Here is a 23,889-nt window from a genome sequence, read left to right as displayed (position 1 = left end):
GCGCTTCTAAAACCAGCTGACTGTTGCCGCCCAGACCAGCAGGCCACACAGCACTGCGACTATCTGGCTGTTATGGTCAGTGGTAAAAAAAACCACCGGGTCTTCATGCAGCTGGCCACGATTGGTAAGCAGCCAGACCCGGCTGATCAGGTACAGCAGCAACGGGCAGATAAACCAGAGAATTTCGGGGGTTCCGTACAGAACCCGGGTTTCCTCGGCATTGATATACAGTGCGAAAACCAGAACTGCCATGAAGCCGCTGGCGCAGCCCAGCATCGTCATCGGCTCCAGATCACTGGCGCTGTAGCCTCGCCCTCGAACCTGCTGTTTATGCTGATTTCGCAGATTGTCCAGTTCGGTCACCCGTTTTACTATCGCCAGGCTCATAAACAGGAACATTGAGAACGCCAGCAGCCAGAACGTCGGAACGGTGGAGATCGCTGCCGCGCCCGCGATAATGCGGGTCGTGTAGAGGCTGGCCAACAGCAGCACATCGACAATCGCGAAGGCTTTCAGGTAAAAACTGTAAAGCACTGTCAGCAGGTAGTAACCCAGTAGAACCAGCACGAATTGCCAGGGCAACAGCGCGGCGACCAGGAACGCCAGAATCAGTAACACTGGCGTTGCCACCAGCCCCACACCCAGCGGCAGGTCACCGGCGGCGAAGGGCCTTTTACACTTCGTTTCATGCTGTCTGTCGTGTTCCAGATCCAGCAGATCGTTGAGCAGGTAGACACTGGATGCACACAGACTGAAACTGATAAAGCCACCCAGGGACAACAGAATAAGTCGCCCGTCGTTAAGTTGATGGGACAGCAGCAGGGGCAGGAACAACAACAGATTCTTGGCCCATTGGTGAATTCGCAGCGCCCGCAGCAAGGCTGAACGAAGATTCTGTCCGGAATCGATAGTGACGACATTCACACCCAGTTTTTTCACTGCGGTTACCAGGGCGTTGCCGGGGTTTACTACGATAGCCGTACTGGCCTCGCGCCAGATTGCCAGGTCAGCAGTTTCATTGCCGGCGTAATCGAAAGGCTGATTGCCTGAGAGCTCCCGAATTTTTTCCAGCTTGTTTGCACCTTTTATGTTCTTGGCGGGGCAGCTGCCGATGGCCGCCTCAAACAGGCTGCTATGGCTGGCCACCTTGTTTACCAGTTCCTGATTGGAAGCTGAAATCAATATCAGGCGTTTGCCCAGACGTTTCTGTTCTTCAAGGTAGGCGAGCAGTGGTTTGTTGAACGGTAGCAGGTCGGCCCGCAGATCGATGCGGCTGGCTATCTGATATTTGAGATTGGCCTTGCCCTGCAGCAGCCAGAAAGGGACAAGGAACAGGTACAGGAAGTTTTTCGCCAGCAGTCTGAAAAATGACTCAAGCAGCAGGTCACTGTTGATCAGCGTACCGTCCAGGTCTACGTAAAGAATCTGATCCTGATTGTTTTCCATAATAATTGCCTGGACGCTATGGCTTACAGCTTAATCCGTTTGAAAATGAAATCCGGCAGGGCCCGCACGATGAACAGGATAAGGCGCCAGAAGGACGGCGCGTAAACCGTGTGGCGCCCCTTCTCGATACTCCGGACTATGATCGCGCCGATTTTTTCGGGGCTTGCCCACAGTGGCCCCTTTTCAAGATGGGCGGTCATCGGGCTGTCTACAAAACCGGGTCGGATATCCACCACGTGCACATTGTGGGGATACAGGCGCCCCCGCAGCCCCTGGAGGTAAGCGGAAACCATGGCTTTCACGGCGCCATAGACATAATTCGATTGCCTGCCGCGGTCGCCGGCGACGGAGGTGACAACGGCGATTGTTCCCCGCTGCTGTCGAATGAATTGTTCGGATAAAAGCGTAAGCAGCGAAAGCACGCTTAATCCGTTGGTGTTGATTTCATGCTGCATCAGGTCAAAACTTTTTTCGCTGGCCTGCTGATCGGGCAGGGAGCCATGACAGATCAGGGCCACGTCTATTTCGCCGAGAGATTCTACCGCGTGTTGAATGACACCGGCATGCTTTGCAAAGTCGTTGACATCAAGCAGGTCAGTACTGATCCGGCTGGCGCCGCGTACCCGCAGATCATTGGCTGTTGCGTCGAGAACTTCCTCGTTACGCGCAACCAGATGGAGCTGGCAGCCCCGGGCGGCATAAATTCGCGCCGTGGCCCTGGCAATGGCCGAGGTGGCGCCAACAATCAGCACCCGCTGTGTCTTACCGTCAGACCTGTTCAACTGAACTCTCCTTCATTCGCTTATGCCCAGGCGCCGGGACTGAAGCGAGCCGAAGAGACTGGTCGGGTCGATGTCCTGGCGGACCTGGCAGAATTGTTGCCAGCGTGGGTAGGTCTGTTTGAACATGGATTCATTCATCCTGGCATCCTTGGCCAGGTAAACGCGACCACCACCGTCCATCACAATCTGATCCAGCCGGTCCAGCAGCGGGAACAGCGAGTCTTCAACCTTGAAATCAAGCGCCAGAGTATAGCCCGCCATTGGAAACGACAGATAGTTGTTGTTTTCAGCCCCCATTTTCTTCAGTACCGATAGGAACGAGCCCTTGCCCTGGCTTGCTATTTCCCTGAGCACGGCGGTAATGGCCTCTTTGGCGGAGGCCTGGGGCACGACAAACTGGTACTGGATGAAGCCTGCTTTTCCGTACAGCCTGTTCCAGTGCCGGATCCAGTCGAGAGGAAAGAAATAGTCACGGTAATGCAGAATATTGTCCTGCCTGCCACTCTTCTGCAGCGCGTAGTAGACGTTGTTGAACAGTTTCATGCTATGCCGGTTGACCAGAAAACCTGGGCTGCGCGGTGGTGCTGATACCTTCATGCGATCCCAGTTCACCAGGTCGCCGCGGTTTGTGTGCTCGCCGGTCAACAGGACTGATCGCCCCAGTTTTGAACCTCTGGCCAGGCAGTCTATCCAGGCAACGGAGTACTTGCAGTCGGCGTATTCGTCAAACAGTTCCAGAATCTCGTCAAGGTTGCCCGCAATTTCCGTCCGCTGTTCGATGAAGGCACTGTTGATTCGTGCCAGCCTCAGACTGGCCTGCAGGATGATGCCCGTCAAGCCCATGCCGCCGCAGGTGGCGTGAAAAAGTGTGTCGTTCGTATCCGGGCTGCATTGCACGATTTCTCCGGAGGCCAGCATCAGAGTAATTGAGCTGACGAAGCTGGAGAAGCAACCATCGGTGTGATGGTTCTTGCCGTGTACGTCGCTGGCGATCGCTCCGCCGACTGTTACGAATCTGGTGCCTGGAAGAACCGGCAAAAACCAACCGACCGGTACAGAAATAGCCAGTATCTGATCCAGCGTGACGCCGGCTCCGCAGGTGATGATTCCCCTGTCCCGGTCGAAGTCGATAAAGTTATCCAGGAAGCGTGTTCCGATGATGTTGCCTGCCAGGCAACTGTCGCCGTAACTGCGTCCGGCACCCTGCGCGATGAGTTGTCCGTGACCGGCCCATTCCCGTAACAGGCCGTTGATCGTTCTGCTGTCGATGGGCTCGGCAAGTTTTGCCTGTATTCTCGGGAAGCGACCCCAGCCGTGGAATTCCATTCAGACTACCCTGTTGAAAAAAACATAGCGTTTATCAAGCTGATACTTCAGAACATACCCGATGGTAAGGCCCAGGATGGCACCTGTGTAGCGGGCCAGCCGGGTCCCGAACAGGAAGTCGAAAGCCAGCTCAAAGCCCCAGAAAATGAGTGTGGTGACCACGCCCGTGAGGCTGTAAGCCAGAAACCGGGTAAGATCGTCACTCAGACTGTCTGCCTGGACGTTGAAAATGAAGAGTTTGTCCAGGATATACTTGCTTATCAGACCCACTGCCGTCCCCAGGATGATGGCCACATAGAGGGCGTAAAGGCCCTGGTACAGCTGCAGGGAGATTTCCTGGCTGACAAGGTTCAGGAAAGTGGCCAGTGCTGCAAAAAGGCTGTAGCGGAATAAGATGCGCATGAGTGAATAGTCAGGCTTGATTCGAGGCGGCATTATAGCTGATTCAGCAGCCAGGGAACTTTTGTTACATGGATAGTGTTTCAAATGGACTGTCTTGCGGGTCTGGTTCATGCGAGTCCGGGGCGATTGGCGGAGTTGTGGTGTTTTTTTGCGGGCACGGGTTGGGAGTTGTTTATGAGGGGTGGCTCCGAGCGGCGCGGCCGGCAGGGGGTTCGGTGGGCTGCGGACCGCGTCCGTTCCGGGCTCCTTAAATTCTCTGGAAAGCGGTCATTTTTCGCCGTTCAGCGCTGGTCCTTGATTGCAGCCCACCGAACCCCCTGCCGGCCACACCTTGGCACTGATTGGCACTGATTGGCACTGATTATTCAGCGACCTCGAAGGAGGCGGAAGTGAGTGCGAATCGTGGAATCAGTGATGGTGTCAAGAAAGAGCTGTTGTACCCCTTCTTCAATACAATGAAATACACAGAGATTGGAATCTTGCACCGAGCCCCACCCCGGGGGAACCTGACTACGGAGCAATCAAAACGCAGCACCGACTGACCGAGTGAGACCGTTTTTCAGGGCTCACGACCGAGGGAGGGAATCCCGGAGGGATGCGCGTTGCTTCGTAGTCAGGTTCCCCCGGGGTGGGGCGGTCTCGAAAAAGAACTCTAACAAAAAGCACAAAAAGCACCAGATTTCCCCACCCCTGGGCGGTCCAGAACAAGCCCCTTTGGGAGAAATAAATTCAGATTGAGACACTACCTATAAATATAACCATGCCCTGCTAGAGTCTGTCCCGCGCTATACTCTCCCGTCTATTCTTGGATGCCATGTAGTTTAAGGAGCAATAAATAACCTACCATGCCCGATAAAATCGAATTCGCCAAAGCGGCCGCCGTCCATGCCGGGGATATGATAGTCAAAGAGCGGCAACAGAATGCCCTGCAGCGTGACTTTAAGTGTGACAATGAACTGGTTACCCAGGCGGATCTGAAAGCCGATGCGCTCATTACGAGCCTGATCAGAGAAAGCTATCCGGGGCACCTTATTCTGTCCGAGGAGCTTGCGCCTGAGCTGGGTGACAACTCCATGCTGGAGGGTGACCTGTGGATCGTCGACCCGATTGATGGCACGGTGAATTATGCCCACGGTCATTCCCAGTCCGCTGTCTCCATTGCCCACGCCAGAGACGGTAAGATCGATGTCGGTGTTGTCTACAATCCGTTTACCCGGGAGTTGTTCTGGGCCGAGTCCGGGGGCGGGGCCTTTCTTAACGACACGCCCATCCAGGTGGCGCGGGAGACCGAGCCCAGGCGCGCCATCATTGCCACCGGCTTTCCCTATGACAAGTCCACCCTGGAACCGATGCTGGAACGGGTCGCCAAGGTGCTCAGGGAATGTGCGGATATCCGGCGCCTGGGATCGGCGGCCCTGGACATCTGCTGGGTGGCTGCCGGCAGGTTGGATGGCTACTACGAGTCCCTGAGCGTGTGGGATTTCGCGGCTGCCCAGTTAATAGCCATTGAAGCGGGCGCGCGCTACGGACACTTTACGGAAGTTCCCGATCATGTGGCGCCGCAGTTTCACAATAAAGATATCCTGGTGGCCAACCCGGAGCTGTACCCAAAGCTGCGGGATATCCTGCTGGCCTGAGGGAGGCAGGGTGACGGGCAATAAACCTGTGTTATTTGTCACTGGACGCCTTTGCGTGGCAAACCGATTGACTCCCTGTAGTCGTACACTTAGTCTGGAATGCTGTTAATGCGCCGACCGGCGGGCTTGCCTGAAAGGCCCTTTGGGCGGGGCTTGTCGGGCGCCACCGCGGCGTTGGCGCGCTTGGCAGGGGCTGGTGCATTCCCTGCACACGATGCCTTGCAGTGACGCCCGATAAACCCCCGCAGAGCGTTTCCCTGATTAATCAGAGGTTTCCTAATTTAAAGGAGCAATGAACATGGCAAGACCTTTCCTTAAAACCCTGCTGCTGGCGTCGGCCCTGATGCCAGCTCTGGGAACGGCCGCCGATCGAGTTGGAGATTTCTCTCTGCTGGATCAGGAAGGCTATTTCCACCAGATGAGCTGGTACGACGATCATGCCGCAATCGCTCTGCTGGTGCAGGCCACTGGCAGTGACGCGAGCGCCGCCGCACTCGAAGGCTTTGCGGCGCTGAAGAAAAGCTACCAGGAGCGTGGCATCGAGTTTTTCATGATCAATCCAATGGGAAGACTCAATCGCACTCAAGTAGCCGAACAACTGGCGCAGCGCGGCATAGACATTCCCGTGCTGATGGATGACACCCAGTACGTTTCCGAAGCGCTGGGCATCGATAAGACCGGCGAGGTGTTCGTCTATAACCCCAAAGCATTCACTGTCGAATTTCGCGGTCCGCTGGGCACCGATCTGGAACAGGCTCTGGATGCCCTCATCGCCGGCGACGCGGTACCCGCTGCCCAGGTGGCCATGACCGGTGATTCGGTAACTTACGCGGCGCGGGCCGCCCACGCGCAGCAAGTGCCGTCTTATGAAAGCGATATTGCTCCGATCATTGCCGATAACTGTGCTTCCTGCCACCGCGAGGGTGGAATTGCACCGTTCGCATTGAACAGCCACGCCATGGTGCAGGGCTGGTCGCCGATGATCCGTGAAGTGTTGATGACCAAGCGTATGCCCCCAGGCCAGATCGACGGCCATATCGGCGAATTTATCAACTCGATGCTGGTGGCTGAATCCGATCAGCAGAAGCTGCTGCACTGGATCGATGCCGGCGCCCCGAAAGACGGAGACGTCGACCCGCTGGCCGAGTTGACCTGGTCCGAGAGCAAGTGGGCGTTCGGTGAGCCTGATTACATTATCAAGGTGCCACCCCAGTCGATTCCCGCCACGGGCGTGCTGGACTACATCAATGTGGTCGTGCCGATCGAAACGGACAGGGATTACTGGGTGCGGGGCAGTCAGTACGTGGCAGGCGATCGCACCGTGCTGCACCATACTCTGAACAACCTGATTCCGCCGGACGCCGCTAACCGCCGGCGTGGTTTTCTCGGTGGCGGCGACCCGGATGCAGCGAATATCACCGCTTATATCCCCGGTGCCGAGCCGGAATGGATGCCCGAAAATACCGGTGGCCTGTTGAAGGCCGGCTCCCAGCTGGCGCTGCAGTTACATTACACCACCAACGGTAAAGAGACTGTCGATGCCAGCGAAATCGGTCTGTGGTTTTACCCGGAAGGCGAAGTACCTGAGAAGCGTCTGTCCGGGGCCTGTGCCTGTATCTTCCCCCAGACCTGGACCAATATAACGCCGTACGACCCGGAGTTTATCCAGGAAGCCAGCGTGACACTGAGCAAAGATGCTTATCTGCGCAGCTTCACGCCGCACATGCATTTCCGTGGCAAGTACATGCGTTTTTACGCCGAGTACCCGGATGGCAATCGCGAGGAACTGATCAACATTGCCAACTACAACTACAATTGGCAACTGGCTTACACCTATGCGGAGCCGCGCCTGATGCCGGCCGGCACTAAACTGGTGGCCGTGGGGGCCTTCGACAATTCAGCCCAGAACCCCTATAACCCGGATCCATCCAGGTCCGTGCCCTGGGGGCAGCAGAGCTGGGACGAAATGTTCTTCGGTGCCATGCAGTGGGTCAATGTAGACGAGGGTGGTGAATAGCCGCTGCGTCTTTACCGGGCGGTGAGTACCGAAGCTGCGCGGTCAACGCCAAAGCCAGGTGCTTAACGCCAAAGCTGAACAGCTGGCCACGAAAAAGCCCGGGTTCCTGATCGGAACCCGGGCTTTTTTATTTCAGGCCGGCCAGGCCGAAAGGTACGATTCCGGACGCCGGTTTGAATCGGCCAAGGCCCTGGTTGGATTGACTCTGGCAGGACCGTCACTCAGGATGTCCGGTACTGGCGAACAAGGGCCCCTAAAGTATGCGCCAGATATCGTAGGCGATCTTGCCTTCTACGTTTTTGTTTTTGCCGACGGCTACGATGTGATTGAGCCAGTCGTATTTTTCTGACGCGGTATTGAACGTGGGGGTCACACGCCAGTACAGCCCGCTGTCGTTGCGCACCACCATGCCCTTGTAGGTCATGTAGATATGCTCGCCATCCTCGGTCAGCAGGGTGATACGCACGTCAAGGCTGCTGTGGCCGGACACCTGCGTAATCCAGTCGGCCCCACCCGGCAGCACCGTGCCGCGCAGGTTGGGTCCGCCGAAGGTGCCGCCTGACAGCGGTGCAATCCGGGTGTGGCCGGTATCGATCTGGGGATCACCGTCCAGCAGCAACTCCATCAGGTATTCCGATTCCAGTTCGCTCTGGGGCTGCTGTGCCGACGCCGTCTGGCTGGTGAGTACCGCCGCGGCGGCCAGGGTGGTGGCGCTGGCGCGGGCAAACTCACGTCGGGTCATGGTGGTTGGCTTTTTACTCATTATTAACTCCTTTGATTAATCAGCGCGGTGGGCCTTATTGCCGGAAGCGGGAAAAGATCCGCCTTTTGCCGCACTTTTGGCGGGCCACAGGTATTTCATCTTTATGTCAGACTCAGTGTCTGCAGTAAAATCAGGCAGCCGAGGCTTTTTGCAGCTCTCCATCCTGCAAAAGCTCCGGCTCCCGTTATCGGCGCCTCTCGACTACCAACCTGCTGCCTGCCCATCTTTCCGGTGATCTGAGCCGGCACGGTAGACCCCGTTTACGGGGTGATCCTCGGTGATACTCTGCTCGGTAAACTCTGGCGCCGGCAATGTCGGGTCGCGGGTAAAAAGAATACCCTGGTACCCTCCGACACGGCTGCCGTCGACACCACGCACATCGTGCCCCCTGGCCTGCAGGGCCGGGCCTACCAGGCTGTAGAGATCGTGTTCCAGCGATAATACATTGCTGTTCTGGCTGTGAGTAAAGCGGGCAGCGTCGGTGGTCATCTGCACGTTCATGCCATGGTCTATCACGTTGACCATATGCTGGGCGTGAGTTTCCGGTTGCACGGACCCGCCCATGTTGCCGAAGGTCATCAGAGGTTCGCCGTCCTGCATGACGAACCCTGCGATGATGGAGTGAAACGGCCTTTTTCGTGGCGCCACGACATTGGGGTGGTTTTCATCCAGAGAGAACGCCACGCCCCGATTGTGCAGAATCATGCCATAGGGAGGAATGGTGGCACCGCTGCCATAGACGGAAAAAATACTGTGAATGAAGGACACCATGTTTCCCCATCGATCTGCAGTGGTGAGGTAGATGGTGCCACCGTCGAGACCGCCGGTGATGGCAGGCTCTGAGGCGCGATTCATGTCGATCCGGTTGCAGAGCGAGCCCGCGTAGGATTTTGAGAGCAGCTGATCCAGCGGGACTTCGGAAAACTTGGGATCGCCGTTGTAGGCCTGCAGATCCGAGTAAGCGAGTTTTTTGGCCTCTACCATGAAATGCCAGTAGTCGGGGTTGGAAGGGCCGAGATCCGCCAGATTGATACCGTGCACCGGTGCGCAGACTTCCAGGATATTGAGCATTTCCAACGCTGCAAACCCCTGTCCCGGAGGTGGAAGCTGGAAAATATCGTAGCCGTGGTAATTGGTGGTAATGGGATCGACCCATTCCGACTCAAACTCTGCCAGGTCTGCGTGGGTCATGACACCGCCCTCGCTCTGTACCTTGGCGACAATGGCATCCGCAATGGGGCCGGAGTAAAACGCCTCCCGACCCTGTTCCTGCAGCAGCCGCAGGGCGTCGGCCAGGCCTGGATTGCGAATCACGCTGTAGAGAGGCGGGACTTCGCCGTCATTCAGAAACACGGCGGCGGAGTCAGGGTCGCCACGTAATTTTTCCCGCACGCTGGTCAGGTCACTGTGGCGGCGCTCAGCCTGCCCCCAGCCCTCTTCGGCGAGACGGGCTGCTCGTTCCAGGGTTTCCTGGAAGCCCAGGGTGCCGAAGCGCGTCAGCAGAGCATCGTAACCGGAAACCGCGCCGGGGACCGTGGCCGCATTGACGCCGTTACCAGGCACGCGGGACAGGCCGAGCTCGTCACGGAAAAACTCCGGCGTCCAGCCGGCCGGGGCCCAGCCAGCTGAATTCAATGCATACAGTTTTTTATCCCGGGCGCTCCAGACCAGCGCGAACAGATCGCCTGCCAGCCCGGTGTCGTTCTGAGATGTAACGTCCAGAACGGCGGCGGCTGCCACGGCCGCATCGATGGCATTGCCACCGTTCTGCAGAATCTCCAGCCCGGCCTGGGCTGCCAGCGGATCACTGGTCGCCACCATGCCGTGTCGGGCGATGACTTCGGAGCGTCCCTGACCCAACCAGCCCTGGCCCCGGGATCCCGGCGCGGCAACGATCGAGGCCGCCGGGTTGGGGCTTTCTGCACTGGGGATTCCGAAAGGGTTGGCGGATTGCGCAGCAGCGACGACTGGCAGGCACAGAACTGTTGTCAGCAGCAGGCTGGATAATCGGCCCGGGCCTGACTGAGAGGCTGTTGGGTTGGCGTGATGCATCGTTGGATTCCTGATGGTGGTCATTGATTCGTTGTGGCTGTTCTGGCTGATATTACAGGTTTGACAGATCAGGTAAAGAGCCGGACCGGCAGATTCCCCCTCCGGGGCTTCCGGGCGGGCCCACTGGTCTGGGTGCCGCGCCCTGACAGGCCGACGGCCAGGTGCTTCGCCAGTGAGTCTGCCTGGCGGCCAGCGTGTCACGGTATTTGGGCAGAGGTTCTTTGATACGTAGCAGTCTTTGATATGCAGTAGTGCGACAAAGTCGCTCGGTGTTAACAAATATGTCTATGCCTGATCAGACTCGATCTGACACACAGTGTCCGCTTTTCTCCTAAGAACGGTCGGTCACTATGGAGGATACCCGTCCCGAGAAATGACTCAGGTCGGCTTCAAGCGGTCATAGAGCCGATACCATACTGGAAAGAAACGGTTAAGTATCGAATCGAATAATTCGATTGATCGATAAGAACCCCGCGCGGGTGATCGCTTTCTGGGCGGCGACATTTGTCTTCTCTGTCGAACAAATCGGTTTCAGTCCGTCGGCCTCGTTCATCTCAACGAGCTGTCTTAGCACTTGAGTGGCGGTTCCTTTGCCCCGTTCAGATTCTGCGACAATCACACCCAAGTCTGCGTATTCGGTCTGGTAATCGTCAAAGCGCCGGCTTTCCCCTGTTGCAACCAACCGCCCGTTCTCCCATACCCCAAACAACTCGTGACGATTGATCAGGTTGGTGTAATACCCATTTAGCCATTCGCGAGGGGCTTCGATACTGGCCACCGCAAACTCAATAGCCTGCGATAGTTGCATAGTCTCAATCCTGGGCATCGCGAAGGTACGTTCTTGTGGCTGGGCGCTGATGTGCCCGGAATGTTGGTACATCAGCGCATTCACTTCGAACTTCGAGAACTGATCGAGGCAGAGGGACAAATAGCGTGGTTCAGCGGTGCTGACAAACGCACCCTTGATCTCGCCTGCTGGTGAGCCGTTTTCGGAGAAGATCGATTCAAACAATTGTGGATACTGGTCGTGGCATTTCTGGTGCAAGAAGAACTGCAACAAATAGCCTTCGTCATTAACACAGAAGAAACCAACTAGCTCATCACCTTCATAAAGTCCAAAGTGAGCCGCAATTGGCACGAATCCGACCAACCACATGCCGTCTAACGGTGCAGTTGTTTGCCGCATGTATTGAGTCTTCAGTTCGTTGAGGCTTTCCGTCGACTTCAGTTTTCGTATTTGCATTTAGTCCTGTTCCATATTCTGCACGACGGCTATGGATTGATTGGGTTGGAAAGACTCAATTGGAATTCCGTCCTTCGTAAATATACTTCACGATCATTTTATTCCGTACATACTCAACAGCCCAAATTCCGCTTTTGGTTCATTAACCGTTCTAGTCCCTATCCCCGGGAAGGGCCGCTGCCGGCTTCAAAGCAGACTCTCAACATTGAGTAGTGGGCAACACATCTCCTCATCTTACCCGTTACCTTGTCAGGTTATCCTTTAGCTCACTGAGTGAATCAATTGTAGTGCCAGCACTTTGTCGACCACCCTTGGCGCGATTTAGCCAGATCCCATTCATTCCAGAATTACGGCTACCCTCAGCGTCCAAAACATAATTGTCTCCCACGTAGAAGCACTCTGGTGGTAACTTGCTGATAGACTTACAGGCATATTGAAAAATACCTTGATCCGGCTTCGATATTCCCACTTCGCTAGAAATTACAACCTGGGAAAAGAATCCAAGGAGTCCAAGTTTCTCTAACTTTCTTCGCTGTTGATAAGAATCTCCGTTACTAATTATTCCCAGCTGGTATCCCTCTAATTCCTTGATACAGTCGAGTACGTCTGGGAACAATAACCAATTTTCTTCGTAGTGAATTAGGTAATCATTGAAGAGTAAATCACACTCCTGATCTTCAATGTCGGAGTCGAATAATTCTCGTAATCTGGCTCTCCTTTGCTCTTTGAACGACACATGCCCGTCGAGGTAAATAGAAATGTGCTTTTCAGCTAGGTGGTGCCACCTCTCGGCAAAGTCATCGGCTGATAGATCACCGAAGACATCAACCTGATTCTTGAAGCTAATTGCCGCAAGTCTCTCAGCTTTTTTGTGGTCTAAAAGCGTTCCATCTATGTCGAAGAAGATCATGATTTAGATAAAGTTGAAACGAGTGGCTTGAACTCATTAGAGAACAAGGTCGTATCTCCTACATTCATGAACCCTAGAGAATTTGTTCAAGAATGACACATCATTGCCCATGTAGTTAAGAAATGCCGTCATAGGGGTCGCATCACGCTTGACTGATGTAATTATCCCTGTCTCTTTGATTTCCTTGGCTGTTGGGTAAATATGAAAATAGGCAGAAACCTTCTGAAAACCCTGACTTAGATACCAACCATTTACGAATTCATCGTCACGTGTCCAAGCTTCTAGCCTCGCAATGCCGAGTTTTCTAGCTCGCTCCTTTCCCTCTGAGAGTAACTGAGAAGCTACCCCTTGCCTTCGATATTCAGGGTGCGTAGCTATGTGCCACACATTGCCGAAAACTTCTCCTTTGGATTCGGCTCGCTCAATATCCAATAGTCCCGAAATCGTATCACCAGACAAAGCTACAAGTTCAATGGACTCTCCGGGATATATTTCTTTTGCTGTCCTTACATCATCAAAGTATGCTGAGTCCAAAAATGCCAACACCCGGCATCTCAGCCATTGCTGTTCATCTGATACTTCGTAGTCTCTAATTAGCATCGTTTAAAAACATACTTCATTGGTGTCGAACTATGTTTATGTCCGCTGAGTTGTTTTATACAGCAGCTAAGGGTTAATTTGCTGCCGGTCTCCCTGCATCCCTGGAACGTAGGCTCTCATGGCAGCGGAAGTTGCCTTAGGCTGCCTCTATTACCGAAATCGGCTTCAAAGCCGACATAAAAATCGGTGTACTGCTAATAACCAAAAGCTAGAAATACCGCTGCGACCATGAGAATTGCGAATGTAGTACGTAATATTCGTGCTTCTCGAGGTTTTCGAAATAGCGGCCTTAATAGATCACCAAAATATAGCCACAGAATATCAACAATAACCGCCACCAGAAAACAAATGATGCCTGTTGCTAGAAAGCTGAGTGTAATTTCCGCCAGCGGGAGAAGAAAGCCAGAAAAAATGGCAAAAAATGCTGCATAGGCCTTTGGATTCAGTAGATTCAAGATAAACCCGCCAGCGAAACTTGGTGCATTAGGTATTGAATCGGAATCACCATTGATTGTTGGCGCAGTCGCGATCTTAAACGCTATGAAGCAAATGTAAGCACCACCGACAATCTGGACAGTAAAGCGAAGGTCTGGAAAGTTTGCAAATAGTGTTGCTAATCCCGCGATTGCTCCAATTATGGCTACCGCTAATCCGGAAAGTATGCCTGCTAGAAAGGGCACTCCATTACGAAATCCGTGACTAGCACCTGTCGCAGCCAGTGCAAGAGGTGCCGGCCCTGGCGAACCCAGCAGAAGAAAGGTAGTAGTTATCAGTGTAGATATTGCTTCTATCATGAATTGAGCTGTTTCTTGGTCAATTTACACACGACAGTTTGTCACGTAGTGGAGCCTGCTTGCGGCTTCATAACCGACATTCCAATCGCCGAGAACTGCAGTTACGAAGTAGCCGTCCGTCGCCAAATGGCGACTTGACGATTTTGTTAGGCACCTGAAGCTGCCTTGATCAAATACCAAGGTCGTTCATCATTCATTTTTGGTATACCCCTTTGTGCCTCTTCAATCAGAGCATCGACCGTTGCTTCTTGGAGTTCCCGACGCAAACCAGACTCATTTTTTAACCATTGATCATACAAGTTTCGCCACAAACTGGAAACCTCGGGACGCTCTGATATGCTGACAATGTCAAAGCCCATCTGCTCAAGTCCTTTACTCCAGTGGAATCCCAAATCTTTGTAATGTCGGCTATTTGGGCCAAGTTCTCTAGCTGTAAAAACGAAGGCTCCTTTTGGCTTCAGAATTCGCCGAACCTCAGATAAAGCAATTTGGATGTCTTGAGTAGCGGGAAGTGCGTCAATACTAATTACCGCATCCGCAACTGCGGACGCTAACCCAGTCTCACTAAAGTCCCCAACAGAGAATGCGGCTGGTTCAGTTAGCTCCCATTCAACAACACGATCAGTGGCTATCGAAATAGCATCTCTACACTGGTCAATACCGATGAGCTTGACTCCCTTTTTTTTGGCCAGCCACAATCCCGCTCCTCCTGTGCCGCACCCAAGGTCAACAAGTACTTTACTTGGACTCAAGACCAAACCTTGATCAAGTTGTTGTAGTAGTCGATGTGTACAACTACTAAATGGCGCTACTGCCACGGGGTACTGGTTTCCCCAGGCGTCCACCCACAAAGACGCGAACAATGAACTACCCCAACGATCAGCATGAAAACTGTACTGTGAATCGCGCACTACGTTAGTCTCGACCTAACTCATTGTGAGTCCCATGAAAATATTGGCATTAGGATTGTCATTGTATCTGGGAATTTCAACAAATCCGTGGTTTTCGTAAAGATACATCGCTGGGCCAGGATTTCGAATTGAATCTAGCCGTACAGCCTTGAATCCTTTCTTTCTCGCATAGTCTAATGAGTGTTGGAAAAGTGCAGAGCCAAGCCGCTGCCCTCGGAAATCAGGATGAACAGCGAGGCGTTTAACTTCAGCGATATTTTCACCAAGGTTTTTTATTGCGACAGTTCCGATGATCGTTCCCGAAATACGCATTATCCAGAAATTCCCTCTATCAGACTGGTAGACGTTCGGGATATTACGTAAATCGGAATGTAAATCTTCTGGTCGAAACGGTGCATCCCAGACTTTTCTGAACAAGTCCTCCAGTTCAGCCTGATCTGTTTGATTAAATATGTCCAAGTCGTAATCAATCATGCTGAAAAATACTGCTTCGGGTTTATTTGCTGCCGGTCTCCGAGCCACACGTGAATGTCGGCTTTTATGATAGCGGAGGTAGAGATAAGCTGCCTTTATTACCGAAACCGGCTTCAAGCAGGCGTTTCAATAATTAGCAGTACAGGCTTGACCCCATCTTATAACAAAGTGATTGCTCCAGTATTACTCATACCCTAACGCGACAATGCGCTAGGCGAATATTCCGTCGAGAGATGGTTAATACCTAGCAAATCCGTAACTAAATCGGGTTTGATTTGCTGACCGTTTTCACTGTTAACCAATATGGCAAATCCTTTTTCGCTATCCAGATCCAGCATTATAAAAGCTTGAAAATAGCCTGCTGCTCCGGTGTGCCAGATACTCGCTCCTGCTGGTGTTTCTTCGACACCCCAACCAAGAGACCAGGACATTCTTTTGCCCTCGCCATAATCCCTAATGTCGACTTGGGGTTCCACCATGGAAATGTAGAGCTCTTTTCCTGATGTAATTTGAGCCAACACGTGTTCACCGAACTTGGCGAGATCGTCAATAGTAGTCACCACCCCACCTTCCGCGTATTCTCTTTCCAACCGTCTAATTTCGCGCCCAAGGGTTTGATCGGCTCGATGTCCATCAGCGGCATTGAAGGCAAACTCATCTCGCCAGATATAACTGGAGTGATTCATATCCAAAGGGCCCCACAGCTCTTCCTCCATAATAAGATTGAGACTTTTGCCAGTGAGTGTTTCGACAACCTGCTGCAAATAGCGAAAGCCCCAGCCTGAATAGCTAAATCTGGACCCAGGCTGAAAACCGATAGATGGCTGGACACCACTCGGCAGAGCATTGGGAAGTCCAGATGTGTGACTAAGCACCATGCGGGCAGTAATTAGTTCACTTCGGCTATCGGCTGCAATAGTTTCGTATTCGCTGTATTGGGCTAGTGGAACATCCAGATCCAGCACGCCCTTCTCAACTAACTTCAACACGGTGACAGCGAACATAGCTTTACTGATAGATGCAGCTTGAAGAATCGTAGAAGAAGTCATCGGCTGTCGAGTGCTTGTCTGTCTTATCCCGTAAGTCCTGACTATAGTATCTTCACCAAAACCAAAAACAGCGAGCGCCAATCCAGGTAGAGAGTAGTAAGACATTAAGTCTGGAATTTCATTGTCCAGGTAGGAGTCGATATCGAATTGAGATATAGGCTGCGCGAATGCCGTTGAAGCTTGCAAGGCGAACAAAACCCAGATATTTGTAAACACTCGAGATGATTTACTCATGATGAACTCGGTGATTTGAAGATGGAGGTAGTATCCCATCAATGTCGAGGGGTTTCCACCTAGTAAACGAAGCGTAGCCCGTCAAACCCGAATGTCAGCTTTGGGTTTATTTGCTGCCGGTCTTCGGGCCACCCTTGAACGTCGGCTTACATGATAGAGGAGTAACCGCTCAAGATTCGATAACAGATGCGGCGGGTCGCCGCTTTCTGTGCAGTACTTTCAACTACTAGCAAATAAGCGCCTCGTGGCGCACCAAGTTTTGCTGCAAATCAACATGTTGACTTGTCGGTACCGTCAATAGTCATTTAATCGCACTAATCTTTGCGAATTCAAGAAAAGAAGCAACGACTGGCTGGCCAACACCCGCTACTTCAGTATCACTAAAAAAGCCCTGTATAATTAGTTCCTCATTTATAAGGGAGCTCAATTCAAGCCCTGCTGGGATTGACTCAAAATTCAAAATAATGAAATTATCTATGCCGATTTCACTACCACAACCGTATAGAATATAGCCTGAGTGCTCTATTCCACTGATCGCCAAACGACTCGACAAGCAACCAAGTACTTCGATTACATTTCCTTCATACGTTGCACTGTTGGATAGTAGATCCAAAACGCCAATCGGGTCCTCAATTACATCGGAGGATTGGTCATTACAAGATCCTAACAACAAAGTAGCAAGAAAAAAGAAAATTGGGTGTTTACGCATCTATTGCTCTTCCTATGGGCTTTCTAGTTCAAAATAGCGAAAGGGTTCTGTTGTCCCGTAAGAAACACCTAATCCTCCCTCGAATCCATCAACCCAACTTTGATTCCATTCCAAGTTTGGGTTTGTATAGGGTGGTAAAGCAACAATTAGTTTATATGGCTGTTTCTGGTCTCGGCATTCCGAGGTGTTCTTGCCAAGGTTGATTGGCAAAGCTGGCATAACCGCTTCTGACCCTAGGAAGAGCAAGACAGCGATTTGTAGTCCGAACAGTGGGGCTTCAAGAGATATTGATGCTAGGCCCCTCTGAGGATAAGCGGAAAATGCGGTATTCGAGGCTTTACGGACGCCTTACCAGCCGCTAAAGTCGTGGGTTTCGTCATGTGAATTACGACACCGCAACATCGATTCGCCAACAACAATAGCGGAGGTGAGTTATGCATTTTTCCAACGTCGTTCTGGGTACTTTCCTGTTGAGTCTTGTGGTCAGCGTTTTTGGTGCCACGGAATACGACGAAGCGGTACCACTGGAGCTGGTCAAAGTGCTGCTGGGTAATCCCGGCTTCAACGAGGTAAGGATTTATTCCGACATTCCCGACGGATTTCCCGCGTTTGATCTACCATCCGGCATCGAGGTCCTTGGCAGTGTGGACCAGGGAGTTTCCCAGCGGGTGATAATGAAGACCAGCATGGAAACCGACGCTGCCAGCCGATCCCTGGAAGCAGAGCTCATTCGGCAGGGTTTCATTCCCTTTCCCTTGATGGGCGCCGAGGACATGGACCGCGGGTTTGTTTCTCCCCGTCAGATAGAACGGCCCACGATATTGTGTAGGGACGATATAGGCACCGTGTCGCTCTCGGCTTCGAGAACCGACGACAGCACGTTTGTCAGCCTCGGGAACGCCCAGTTCAGCTTTGGTCAGCCAGCGAGTACACAACCTCAGACCTGCGAGCAGCGGATCGATGAACAGACTCAGAGCTATACCATGATGCAGAACATGCGCAACAGAGGCGCAACCAACCTTCGCCGTTACCTGCCTCGCATGGTCGTTCCCGAGGATGATTCACCAAGATTCATCGCATTTGGCAGCGGCGGTTCGAGCTCGTCTTCCAGCAATTCCCTGGAGACGGAGTACGATCTGAATGTCGACTGGCCGATCGCAGAGGTTTATCAACACATCGCCGATCAGATTACCGAGCAGGGTTGGGTGCTTGATACCGAGTCTGTCGGCGACATTTCTGCCAATGGCGACTGGACATATTCGCCGGAGCCGGATGTTGAGCTGGTCGGCAACTTCAACGTGTTGCAGACGGGAGAGGGGAGCTATCAGCTGAAATTCAGGTTGATCAGGTTGGGAGAACCGCCAAATAGAGGGGCGCCGTATTCTCCTTTCAGGGTTCAAAACTAGCAGGAGTTTCTGCCTAGGCAAAATCGGAGGATGGTGCCGCCCATAACTAGCCATATCTAAAAAAAGAGATATAATGCGTAGTATCGATTGAGGGCAAAAAATTGAGCGATTACATACTTGCCACCAACTTACTACGACTGAGAAGAAACCGTGGCCTGACTCAGGAGCAAGTCGCCAGCGCCGCCGGTGTTTCACGGGCTGCCTACCGGAATCTGGAGAAGGGTCGCGCGGCGCCGCGTACCGACACCCTGAAGAGCCTGTCCCGGGCACTCGAAGTGCCGCTTAAAGAGCTACTCTTGCCGGTTGAGATTCTACACAACGTTCGCTTTCGTTCTCTGAAACGGCTCAAAAGCCGTGATCAGGTGTTGGCGGACGTGTCACGCTGGCTGCGGGATTTCGCTGAATTGGAAGCGTTGACCAGAGAATGCCATGAACACAGCCTCAAGCCTCTATGGCAGGAAATTGCCCGCAAGCGGCGCAAGCGTATCCCGGAAATGGCGGCACTGGTGCGCGATCAATTCGGCCTCGGTGTGCGCGAGCCCGTGCACGACATTTGTGGCTTGCTGGAGTCCCGCGGCATTAAAGTTTATTCCATCCATGTGGCCAACGATGCTTTCATGGGATTGTCGGTTGCCGAGGACAACGGCGGTCCGGCGATCATCGTCAACACTTGGGAACGCCTGCCTGTGGAGACCTGGATTTTCAGCGCCGCCCACGAGTTGGCTCACCTGTTGCTGCATCTCTCCGCCTATGATGTCACCCAGGAACAAGAGGACGAGGCGCAGGAGAAGGAAGCCGATAAGTTCGCCTCACATTTTCTCATGCCAGAAGAGGCATTCCTCCGCGAGTGGGAGGACGCCGCCGGTCTGCCACTTGTAGACAGGGTGCTGAAGGTCAAGAGGGTATTCCGAGTCAGTTGGCGCACTGTACTCTATCGAGTCGCCGAGAGGCTTCCAGATGACAGACGTTACGAGGTCTGGAAACTGTTCAATCAAACCTACCGAGAGCAGAAGAGCCGCTCACTGCTTAAGCACGACGAGCCACAAGGAATCACCGAGGAGGTTTACAAGGATACCCTTGGAGCAAGGCCGTCTGGAGTCGAGCCGGCAGGTATGGAATCGCATGATTTCCGTGAGGACAGGCTGTCACGACTGGTGCGCAGGGCGGTGGAGCAGGACATCATCTCGCTTTCCCGCGGCGCGGAAATCCTCGGCCTGCAGTTAGAACAAATGCGGGCACTCGCAGCCACCTGGGTGGCATAGGATTGCGGCGTGGAACTGGTGGCCGCCGCCGAAAAGCGTGGTCCGTTATCCTTTGAGGATCGCGTCTGCCTGTTGCTGGCACGAGAAAGTCGCTGGACATGCGTCACCAACGAAAAACCTCTGCATCGAGCATGTAAGCAGGATGGTGTGACTTCGATCTGGGGGCTGCGACTGATGATCAATCTTGTGCAGGCGCGAAAGTTGACGAGGCAAGACGCAATGGATACCGCTCGAGCTATACAGGCAATTAACCCACGTTACATCACTGGGGCAATACTGAGGCAGTTTGAGGCGGAACTGCACTGAACGATTGCTGGCCCCTATGCTGACTGTGCTTGCCGTTTCAGTAATTGCGGCTAGTCTTTGGCTTCCCAACGCACCGAGCATTCAATCGCATCGAAGTTTCTGCATGTCTTGGGAGGGTTCCTTTAGATCATGCGCCACCTGTGAAAATGATCCAATTTGCGCGTTTTTTGACATAGTCTTGCAGAACCGACACCAACCTATAGGTTGACTGTGCACACTCCAGAAACTGCATCATTTAACGCAGTTTCTGGAGTGTGTGTTCTAAGAATCTAGTGCACTGCTTCGACTACTTTATCGAATCCAGGTCGATCAATGGTCGCTTGGCGGGATGGATATACCTAAGCCCGGCCAGAGTTCCGCCGGTGTTCATAAATATACTTTGCAACACTGTCATGATCATTGTGACCTATTACTCTCGTCGCACGCTTTTTCAAATCGGGTACGGCGTTCTTAACTGCCACAGCTTCCTTCGCTATCTCAAACATCTTTAGATCATTAATCTGATCACCAAAGACAATCAGCTCTTTTTCACCGAGTCCGAATGCGCCCCGCAGTTCTTGGATAGCCTGATCTTTAGTCGCACGATAGTCGTGAGCAGTTAGCCAATACCACCCCGGCGAGTAATGATTCTCGATCAAGTGTAGTTCTAACTGATTGCCGTATATTTCGGATATTCTCCCTGCTAATTCAGCGAGTTTATGCTGCTCTCCGATGGCTGTGAAACAAACCACATGTTCTTTCAGCGAGGCTGAAATATTCTCTGATTTCCGAAGCCTTGGATCGGCGTTAGACTTCCTGTCCTGATAGTACCATCGCATTCCAAGATTCGTTGGGTCAGGATAGTACAAGCAGTCTTCTACGCCGTTGAACGTCGATATGTATGGCACACAACCATTTTGTGACATTAGCTGAAAGAGTTCTGGTGTGATGACAGGATCAATCGCGTTGACAATCTGGTGACGGCCTGACTCGAGATCCGAGATAAATGCACCGTTGAACTCGATCACTGGAAGATTCAGTGCAAGCCCTTCTAACATTTGCCTAATCGAGCTTACACTCCTGGCACTGGCAACTGTAAATAGCAATCCATCTCCAAGCATCTCTCTCAACAAATCTCTGCTGACATCGGATAACTCTGCTCGGCTGTTCAACAACGTGCCATCAAGGTCTGAGATGTAGAGGGTCATAAATTTCTGGGGCTTGAGATGCGATCTATCATAGTTTAAAAACAGCTACAGAGTAGCCGCAGTTCGGCGCGCGAGTAATTACTTGATAAATCGACGACCCTTATTGAGCACAATCCGGCGAAACAGTACTCAGGAAATAGGCCAAGTCAAACGAGGGAATTGTTGGAAACGCGTAACTTCCAAATCCGTTCCAGTGATCTTGTTCCTGTCGTAACCATGAGTTCACAGCAGCGGGCGCAGCTCTCAGATCGACTATGTAATTTGGTTTGGCCTCCAAGGCAAACATGTCTTCTACCGCCCCGTCTGGCGGTGGGGCAAGTTTTTGTGTTAAGCGCTCGATAGCGGGCATGGCGCAGATGTCTATTTCACCGCTTTGCGTCAGGCTAAGTATACTGATCCAGTCATCGCCGTATTTATCCCGAGCATATCTCCCAAATGGAGCTGCGCCGTCATCAGTGCCTCCTGAAGTGAGGTACCATGGGGACGATGTGATGTGCGCCACCGATGCAAAGACAACCAAACGACTATCACCACCAAGCTGCTCCAGAATCCATTCCAAGTTGTCAAACATGATACGGTCGCGAATCTCCTGGGCTTCGATGTTCCACTCGAAACCGTTGGACGATTCCCACCCTATAGGAATTTCACGAAACCACGCATCTGCCTGACTGGCGGCAACAGCTGCATGGGCGCCCCACTCATAATCATCTTTATTACTTGCTGAGATATATTGAAAGCGACGACGTTGAAAAAGCGATACTAATTCCTCTATTGAAGCCGTCAGTTCATTTCGCTCAGCGTACGTGAGTGATCCGTAAGCGAAAATTTCGGCCAACACGGGCAGATAGGGCTCGAAGCGGGCACTAAACTTGGCAGCGGATACAGAATCCACATTCTCCAGAAACTTAAGCGCTGTTCGAATTGCTGTGTCGGGGTTCCTAGCTGCTGGACTGTGATAGGGACTGCCAGACACGTCGATTCCGAAAAAACGAAGTTTGTTGGAATCTGCAGGTAGACCTCTATTGTATTGTTCCATCCAGTATATGAGCTCTTGGTTCTGCTGAAACTGATCAAATCCGTTTGAAATCCCCGACTCAAAAGGAAACTCAGGATCGCCATCGCTCCCTGTGACGTAATTATCTACTAGTTGGCTTTCGACGACGCCGGACTCTATCGCTATCGCGTCAAATCCAAGTTCTTCAACTAAAAACTTAAATACACGATTTCGAAATAGCATCGGCTCTTTCGCTGCGTGGATGCTCTCACTAATGGCCAGGATGCGCGCATCTCCTACCATCTCTATCAGAGGAAAAAGGTCTTCAGTGCTGCCAGATAGGTCGCTTTGTGAAAATTCTAAGGCATACTGATTCAACCATGCTGAAATATCCGCCTTTTGAATATGTTGCTCCTGAGCAGCAGCGCCCAGCCCGACAACAAGCAATAAGCTAGTGAAAAATGCATCTAATAAGCTAGAGCGCTTGGTTCGATGTCTCGTATTTTTGTTAAATTGACTCATGGCAGTGATTATCTTGTGCTACCTAACACTTATATGTCGAGGCGGGCTTTCGTAAAGACGCGGAAGGGGTCCTCATTTCTAATTTCCGAAAGACAGTATCCCACTGAAATTCTGGTAAATCCACAGGGTCTGCCCAGGAAAGCGTGCCAAGAGCTTGGAATCCCTAACTTCCGCTTGGGGTTTAAAAACGGAAGTACGATATTTTTTGACCTACTTCTGCTCGCGGCTTCGAAGCGGACATTAACGCTTTTAGTAATAGGGGCTGGTCGCAGTCCAGGCTTTTTGATTTGATTATTAGCAAAATACTCACGCGGTGTTTACACAAACTCCATGGTATTGGGCGGCTTGGGGACTGCCTATTATCGTCGTGTGCTTTGAAAGGACAGCATAGTATCCATTTCGCCCTGGGTCTGGTGTATCAAAGATAGAAATGAGTATAGGGATTCCACGATGATTTCCAAGAAATGTGTACCCTGAACCTGAGGTACCTCCGGATAGGTCAATCACACCTAGATCGCTGGTCATAATATAGCCATTTCGACCCCCCGAATTCTTTGAGATGTAGACAGCACCTGAGCTCCACAATGTGGACTCAATTGCCACACTTCCGTTTGACCAAATGCCTTGAGAGCCAACAGAAAAGCTACAGGAAAATTCTTGTGCATTAACGTTTGAAGAAAATATTACCACAAAAGGCAACGCGAATTTTGACGACTTCACTGAACCTCCTTGCGCTTACTAACGCCCCGTTTTGCTCTGATTTATATGTGCCTTAGCGTCTATAATAAGTAATCGATTCAAAGCCTAAAAGTAAATGTTCAATATAGGTTATTTGACCTATCTGTTCGTTCTGAGGAGACTTG

20 protein-coding genes are annotated in these 23,889 nt (G+C 52.2%); 4 read left to right on the top strand and 16 right to left on the bottom strand.

Features of this window, described 5'->3' with window-relative positions:
• Window positions 1-6 precede the first annotated feature (6 nt).
• The 4 genes from R3F50_03630 to R3F50_03615 are packed head-to-tail and all read right to left on the bottom strand — an operon-like array spanning window position 7 to window position 3,989.
• Window positions 7-1,446: a UbiA family prenyltransferase gene (locus R3F50_03630; GenBank protein ID MEZ5489393.1), complete on the bottom strand. Its 1,440-nt coding sequence runs from the start codon at window positions 1,444-1,446 to the stop codon at window positions 7-9.
• 23 nt (window positions 1,447-1,469) lie between these two features.
• Entirely contained in the window at window positions 1,470-2,228 is a 759-nt protein-coding gene (locus R3F50_03625) for an SDR family oxidoreductase (GenBank protein ID MEZ5489392.1), read from the bottom strand.
• A 12-nt stretch (window positions 2,229-2,240) separates the two neighbouring features.
• On the bottom strand, window positions 2,241-3,554 hold the full coding sequence (locus tag R3F50_03620; protein MEZ5489391.1) for an FAD-binding oxidoreductase: 1,314 nt from the start codon (window positions 3,552-3,554) through the stop codon (window positions 2,241-2,243).
• Window positions 3,555-3,989 carry a GtrA family protein gene (locus R3F50_03615; GenBank protein ID MEZ5489390.1) on the bottom strand — a complete coding sequence of 145 codons (435 nt, stop codon included), beginning with the start codon at window positions 3,987-3,989 and terminating at the stop codon, window positions 3,555-3,557.
• 812 nt (window positions 3,990-4,801) lie between these two features.
• On the opposite strand from R3F50_03615, the gene R3F50_03610 reads away from it, so the two are divergent.
• Window positions 4,802-5,593, top strand: coding sequence for an inositol monophosphatase family protein (locus R3F50_03610; GenBank protein MEZ5489389.1), 792 nt, complete (start codon window positions 4,802-4,804; stop codon window positions 5,591-5,593).
• Window positions 5,594-5,891: 298 nt separating this feature from the next.
• Entirely contained in the window at window positions 5,892-7,610 is a 1,719-nt protein-coding gene (locus R3F50_03605; protein ID MEZ5489388.1) for a hypothetical protein, read from the top strand.
• 253 nt (window positions 7,611-7,863) lie between these two features.
• Here the strand turns inward: R3F50_03605 and R3F50_03600 are convergent, their stop codons facing one another.
• From R3F50_03600 to R3F50_03555, 10 genes are all read right to left on the bottom strand, one after another.
• Entirely contained in the window at window positions 7,864-8,373 is a 510-nt protein-coding gene (locus R3F50_03600; GenBank protein MEZ5489387.1) for a DUF3237 domain-containing protein, read from the bottom strand.
• Window positions 8,374-8,574: 201 nt separating this feature from the next.
• Complete coding sequence (locus R3F50_03595; GenBank protein MEZ5489386.1) at window positions 8,575-10,425, bottom strand: gamma-glutamyltransferase family protein; 1,851 nt, start codon at window positions 10,423-10,425, stop codon at window positions 8,575-8,577.
• A 430-nt stretch (window positions 10,426-10,855) separates the two neighbouring features.
• Complete coding sequence (locus tag R3F50_03590; GenBank protein MEZ5489385.1) at window positions 10,856-11,668, bottom strand: GNAT family N-acetyltransferase; 813 nt, start codon at window positions 11,666-11,668, stop codon at window positions 10,856-10,858.
• Window positions 11,669-11,909: 241 nt separating this feature from the next.
• Window positions 11,910-12,578 (bottom strand): HAD family hydrolase, encoded by a 669-nt coding sequence (locus tag R3F50_03585; GenBank protein MEZ5489384.1) that lies wholly within the window; start codon window positions 12,576-12,578, stop codon window positions 11,910-11,912.
• 36 nt (window positions 12,579-12,614) lie between these two features.
• Window positions 12,615-13,178: a GNAT family N-acetyltransferase gene (locus R3F50_03580; GenBank protein MEZ5489383.1), complete on the bottom strand. Its 564-nt coding sequence runs from the start codon at window positions 13,176-13,178 to the stop codon at window positions 12,615-12,617.
• A gap of 194 nt (window positions 13,179-13,372) precedes the next feature.
• Window positions 13,373-13,972, bottom strand: coding sequence for a LysE family translocator (locus tag R3F50_03575; GenBank protein ID MEZ5489382.1), 600 nt, complete (start codon window positions 13,970-13,972; stop codon window positions 13,373-13,375).
• Between the two features lie 146 nt (window positions 13,973-14,118).
• A complete protein-coding gene (locus R3F50_03570; GenBank protein MEZ5489381.1) occupies window positions 14,119-14,790 on the bottom strand; it encodes a class I SAM-dependent methyltransferase in 672 nt (223 codons plus the stop codon).
• A 108-nt stretch (window positions 14,791-14,898) separates the two neighbouring features.
• On the bottom strand, window positions 14,899-15,357 hold the full coding sequence (locus R3F50_03565) for a GNAT family N-acetyltransferase (protein MEZ5489380.1): 459 nt from the start codon (window positions 15,355-15,357) through the stop codon (window positions 14,899-14,901).
• Window positions 15,358-15,551: 194 nt separating this feature from the next.
• The gene (locus R3F50_03560; protein ID MEZ5489379.1) at window positions 15,552-16,640 is read right to left on the bottom strand and encodes a serine hydrolase domain-containing protein; all 1,089 of its coding nucleotides are present in this window, start codon (window positions 16,638-16,640) and stop codon (window positions 15,552-15,554) included.
• A gap of 301 nt (window positions 16,641-16,941) precedes the next feature.
• A complete protein-coding gene (locus tag R3F50_03555) occupies window positions 16,942-17,349 on the bottom strand; it encodes a hypothetical protein (protein MEZ5489378.1) in 408 nt (135 codons plus the stop codon).
• 434 nt (window positions 17,350-17,783) lie between these two features.
• Here R3F50_03555 and R3F50_03550 point away from each other — a divergent pair, with 434 nt between their 5' ends.
• A complete protein-coding gene (locus R3F50_03550; protein ID MEZ5489377.1) occupies window positions 17,784-18,755 on the top strand; it encodes a hypothetical protein in 972 nt (323 codons plus the stop codon).
• Window positions 18,756-18,856: 101 nt separating this feature from the next.
• Entirely contained in the window at window positions 18,857-20,017 is a 1,161-nt protein-coding gene (locus R3F50_03545) for a helix-turn-helix domain-containing protein (GenBank protein MEZ5489376.1), read from the top strand.
• A gap of 644 nt (window positions 20,018-20,661) precedes the next feature.
• On the opposite strand, the gene R3F50_03540 is transcribed toward R3F50_03545, so the two are convergent.
• Together R3F50_03540 and R3F50_03535 are read right to left on the bottom strand one after the other, a co-directional pair.
• The gene (locus tag R3F50_03540) at window positions 20,662-21,510 is read right to left on the bottom strand and encodes an HAD hydrolase family protein (protein ID MEZ5489375.1); all 849 of its coding nucleotides are present in this window, start codon (window positions 21,508-21,510) and stop codon (window positions 20,662-20,664) included.
• A 100-nt stretch (window positions 21,511-21,610) separates the two neighbouring features.
• Entirely contained in the window at window positions 21,611-23,026 is a 1,416-nt protein-coding gene (locus R3F50_03535; GenBank protein MEZ5489374.1) for an erythromycin esterase family protein, read from the bottom strand.
• Between the last annotated feature and the right edge of the window lie 863 nt (window positions 23,027-23,889).

This window comes from Gammaproteobacteria bacterium (assembly GCA_041395725.1).
Classification (GTDB): domain Bacteria; phylum Pseudomonadota; class Gammaproteobacteria; order Pseudomonadales; family Pseudohongiellaceae; genus NORP240.
This window is presented reverse-complemented; position numbering and strand designations above follow the sequence as displayed.

What these genes read in the sequence shown, in the direction of transcription:
- R3F50_03550 (MEZ5489377.1), top strand. Translation starts at nt 17,784, where the DNA reads ATGCATTTTTCCAACGTCGTTCTGGGTACTTTCCTGTTGAGTCTTGTG.
- R3F50_03555 (MEZ5489378.1), bottom strand. Translation starts at nt 17,349, where the DNA reads ATGCGTAAACACCCAATTTTCTTTTTTCTTGCTACTTTGTTGTTAGGA.
- R3F50_03540 (MEZ5489375.1), bottom strand. Translation starts at nt 21,510, where the DNA reads ATGACCCTCTACATCTCAGACCTTGATGGCACGTTGTTGAACAGCCGA.
- R3F50_03615 (MEZ5489390.1), bottom strand. Translation starts at nt 3,989, where the DNA reads ATGCCGCCTCGAATCAAGCCTGACTATTCACTCATGCGCATCTTATTC.
- R3F50_03605 (MEZ5489388.1), top strand. Translation starts at nt 5,892, where the DNA reads ATGGCAAGACCTTTCCTTAAAACCCTGCTGCTGGCGTCGGCCCTGATG.
- R3F50_03610 (MEZ5489389.1), top strand. Translation starts at nt 4,802, where the DNA reads ATGCCCGATAAAATCGAATTCGCCAAAGCGGCCGCCGTCCATGCCGGG.
- R3F50_03590 (MEZ5489385.1), bottom strand. Translation starts at nt 11,668, where the DNA reads ATGCAAATACGAAAACTGAAGTCGACGGAAAGCCTCAACGAACTGAAG.
- R3F50_03630 (MEZ5489393.1), bottom strand. Translation starts at nt 1,446, where the DNA reads ATGGAAAACAATCAGGATCAGATTCTTTACGTAGACCTGGACGGTACG.
- R3F50_03585 (MEZ5489384.1), bottom strand. Translation starts at nt 12,578, where the DNA reads ATGATCTTCTTCGACATAGATGGAACGCTTTTAGACCACAAAAAAGCT.
- R3F50_03620 (MEZ5489391.1), bottom strand. Translation starts at nt 3,554, where the DNA reads ATGGAATTCCACGGCTGGGGTCGCTTCCCGAGAATACAGGCAAAACTT.
- R3F50_03595 (MEZ5489386.1), bottom strand. Translation starts at nt 10,425, where the DNA reads ATGCATCACGCCAACCCAACAGCCTCTCAGTCAGGCCCGGGCCGATTA.
- R3F50_03600 (MEZ5489387.1), bottom strand. Translation starts at nt 8,373, where the DNA reads ATGAGTAAAAAGCCAACCACCATGACCCGACGTGAGTTTGCCCGCGCC.
- R3F50_03580 (MEZ5489383.1), bottom strand. Translation starts at nt 13,178, where the DNA reads ATGCTAATTAGAGACTACGAAGTATCAGATGAACAGCAATGGCTGAGA.
- R3F50_03575 (MEZ5489382.1), bottom strand. Translation starts at nt 13,972, where the DNA reads ATGATAGAAGCAATATCTACACTGATAACTACTACCTTTCTTCTGCTG.
- R3F50_03560 (MEZ5489379.1), bottom strand. Translation starts at nt 16,640, where the DNA reads ATGAGTAAATCATCTCGAGTGTTTACAAATATCTGGGTTTTGTTCGCC.
- R3F50_03535 (MEZ5489374.1), bottom strand. Translation starts at nt 23,026, where the DNA reads ATGAGTCAATTTAACAAAAATACGAGACATCGAACCAAGCGCTCTAGC.
- R3F50_03565 (MEZ5489380.1), bottom strand. Translation starts at nt 15,357, where the DNA reads ATGATTGATTACGACTTGGACATATTTAATCAAACAGATCAGGCTGAA.